Origin of the sequence: Cognatishimia sp. (assembly GCF_964229375.1) — a bacterium.
In the GTDB taxonomy this organism is placed as follows: Bacteria; Pseudomonadota; Alphaproteobacteria; order Rhodobacterales; family Rhodobacteraceae; genus Cognatishimia.
Genome location: NZ_CAXREH010000201.1, coordinates 1 through 2,430 on the forward strand (window position 1 = coordinate 1; position 2,430 = coordinate 2,430).

At 59.7% G+C, this 2,430-nt stretch carries 4 protein-coding genes; all 4 read right to left on the minus strand.

Annotation, left to right across the window (positions count from 1 at the left end):
- Positions 1–174: 174 nt before the first annotated feature.
- Positions 175–591, minus strand: a complete 417-nt coding sequence (locus ACEQWH_RS14770) for an NUDIX hydrolase (protein ID WP_370232107.1) — start codon at positions 589–591, stop codon at positions 175–177.
- Positions 588–1,385 carry a substrate-binding domain-containing protein gene (locus tag ACEQWH_RS14775; RefSeq protein WP_370232109.1) on the minus strand — a complete coding sequence of 266 codons (798 nt, stop codon included), beginning with the start codon at positions 1,383–1,385 and terminating at the stop codon, positions 588–590. The genes ACEQWH_RS14770 and ACEQWH_RS14775 overlap by 4 nt, the downstream gene beginning before the upstream one ends.
- Positions 1,382–2,095 carry an ATP-binding cassette domain-containing protein gene (locus tag ACEQWH_RS14780; protein WP_370232111.1) on the minus strand — a complete coding sequence of 238 codons (714 nt, stop codon included), beginning with the start codon at positions 2,093–2,095 and terminating at the stop codon, positions 1,382–1,384. The genes ACEQWH_RS14775 and ACEQWH_RS14780 overlap by 4 nt, the downstream gene beginning before the upstream one ends.
- Positions 2,089–2,430, minus strand: a 342-nt coding sequence (locus ACEQWH_RS14785; protein WP_370232113.1) for an ABC transporter permease, incomplete at its 5' end; no start/stop codon positions are given. The genes ACEQWH_RS14785 and ACEQWH_RS14780, both read right to left, overlap by 7 nt.

The window sequence follows — 2,430 nt, forward strand, 5'->3', positions numbered from 1 at the left end:
TAATTATCTTTGGAGCTATAGATTCTGGCAAGGGTTTTTTCCACAGGCATGACTCGCAAAAGTTGCGCCGGAAAATCCCATCTGTGTCCAGATCCAAAAACAGTCTCTAATTTGACAGTTCAGAGACGAAAACAGACTCTATGCAACGCACTAAATCGCGCGTGTTGACAGCTGTCAACCTGCCAAACCAGCCCGTGAAGCTGCCAGTTCCGCGACGCGCAGGACATCTGGGCTTAGCGGGAATTCGCCGGACCGAAGCGCCTCAAGCGTCATCCAACGCACGTCAGCTGCGTCGTCCATCGCGCGGGCCTCGCCGGATTCATAGGTGCAAAGAACTGCCGCAATCAGGAAATGATGCCCCTGTCCAACCACATCAACACAGGTCAGATAATCTGTGGCCGGCGCGGTGATCCCGGTCTCTTCCAGCAACTCGCGTTGCGCGGCCTCTTTTGCGGTTTCACCGAACTCGACATGTCCGCCGGGAAAGCCCCACAACCCGCGTCCCGGGTCTTTGCCCCGTTGCGCCATCAGAAATTCGCCGTTGCGCAGGACGACTGCGATGGCGCCGGCCTTGGGGAATGGTGCGCTCATTTGGTGTTGAAGGTGAACAGCACCTCTCCGTTCAAGCGATAGCCATCAATCAGATCTCGTGCGGCGTCCGAGGTCAGCCAGGCTTCCAGACGCGCCGCGTCCTCTGCGTTGACATGCGGGAAGGTTGCGGCATTGACCGGCAGGTAGGCGTATTGATTGAACAGCGCGGCGTCGCCCTGAAACTGGATCTCCAGATCGCCCTTGTTGCCAAACTTCAGCCAGCTTGCGCGGTCGGTCAAAATATAGGCGTTCATCGCGGACGCCGTGTTCAGGCTTGCGCCCATGCCCGATCCGACTTCGCGATACCAGTGCGCTTTAAACTCCGATGGATCGAACCCGGCCTCGGCCCACAGCGCGCGCTCTTTCTTGTGCGTGCCACTGTCATCGCCACGCGACACAAACAGAGCACCAGAGGCCTGTATCGCCGCAAGTGCGTCTTTGGCAGAGGCCGCGTCGCTAAGGGTCGCAGGATCGCTCTGGGGTCCGACGATGACGAAATCATTGTACATGATCTCGGTTCGGTGCGTGCCTGCGGCGCTGTCAACAAAGGCCTCTTCGGCGGATTTGCTGTGCACAAGGATCGCGTCCACATCGCCCGATGCTCCCAGCCGCAGCGCCTGACCGGTGCCAACGACCAGCAGGTGGACATCAAGATCAAGGTCCGACTTGATCTCGGGCAACAGAACGTCGCTCAACCCAGAGTTGTGAAACGATGTCGTCACCGCCAGTGTCATCTCGTCGGAATAGGAGATGCTGGAGAGGGTCAGAAAGAAGGGCAGGGCGGTCCATTTCATGGCACGATGTCTCCGGCGATAAAGGCGCGGGCCTCAGCGCTTTGGGGTGATTTGAAAAATTGCGGGGCGGGGGTGTGCTCGCGCAGCTGGCCCTTGTGCAGAAACAGGACATCCGTCGCCAGCCGTCGCGCCTGACCCAGATCATGTGTGGCCATCACGATCCGCATTCCGCCCGCATGCGCATCAAGCAGCAGGGTTTCGATGTCGCGGGTCGCCGGACCGTCCAGATTGGCGCAGGGCTCGTCCAGCAACAGCACATCCGGTGTGGTGATCATGGCGCGGGCCAGCGCCATCTTTTGCCGCTCACCGCCCGACAGATCCGAGGCACGCTGAGCGGCAGCCGCACTTAACCCGACCTTCTCCAGCCATTGCGCGGCTTTGGCCTTTGCTGCGCGTTTGTCCTGCCCGCGCAGATGCAGCGGATAGGCGACGTTATCCAGAACAGAGCGGCGTAGAACGATGGGCGTCTGAAACACAAAGGCCTGGCGCGCCAGGGCGTCGCTTTTGGATACCGACCAGTTCAGAGTACCGCCACGAAGACGCTCCATCCCGTGCAATGTTTTCAGCAGAGTGGATTTGCCCGCCCCATTCGGACCGATCACAATGGTCAGCCCGTCTTCTGCCAAGCTCAGATCCAATGGCCCAAGCAGGTTTTTGCCTGCTTTGCGAACTTCTGCCTGCGCGAGGGTGATGGGGTAAACTGTTACCATCGGCCACGCACCTCGGTCTTGCTCAGACTGTGACTGAGAAGGTTGACGGCAATCGCCAGAAAGATCAGCACAACGCCCAAGCCAAGGGCCAGAGCAAAGTCGCCTTTGCCGGTCTCAAGGGCAATCGCCGTGGTTAAAACCCGCGTCACGTGGTCGATATTGCCGCCCACGATCATGATCGCGCCGACTTCGCCGATCCCGCGCCCGAACCCCGCAAGCGCCGCCGTCAGCAACGCGCGACGCCCGTCCCAGATCAAGGTGCGCATGCGCTGGCGACGGGATGTGTTCAACGAGATCAACAGGTCATGATATTCGGCCCAAAGCTCGCGGATTGC

Coding starts and splice junctions, on each gene's coding strand:
- ACEQWH_RS14770 (WP_370232107.1), bottom strand. CDS start 591: ATGAGCGCACCATTCCCCAAGGCCGGCGCCATCGCAGTCGTCCTGCGC.
- ACEQWH_RS14775 (WP_370232109.1), bottom strand. CDS start 1,385: ATGAAATGGACCGCCCTGCCCTTCTTTCTGACCCTCTCCAGCATCTCC.
- ACEQWH_RS14780 (WP_370232111.1), bottom strand. CDS start 2,095: ATGGTAACAGTTTACCCCATCACCCTCGCGCAGGCAGAAGTTCGCAAA.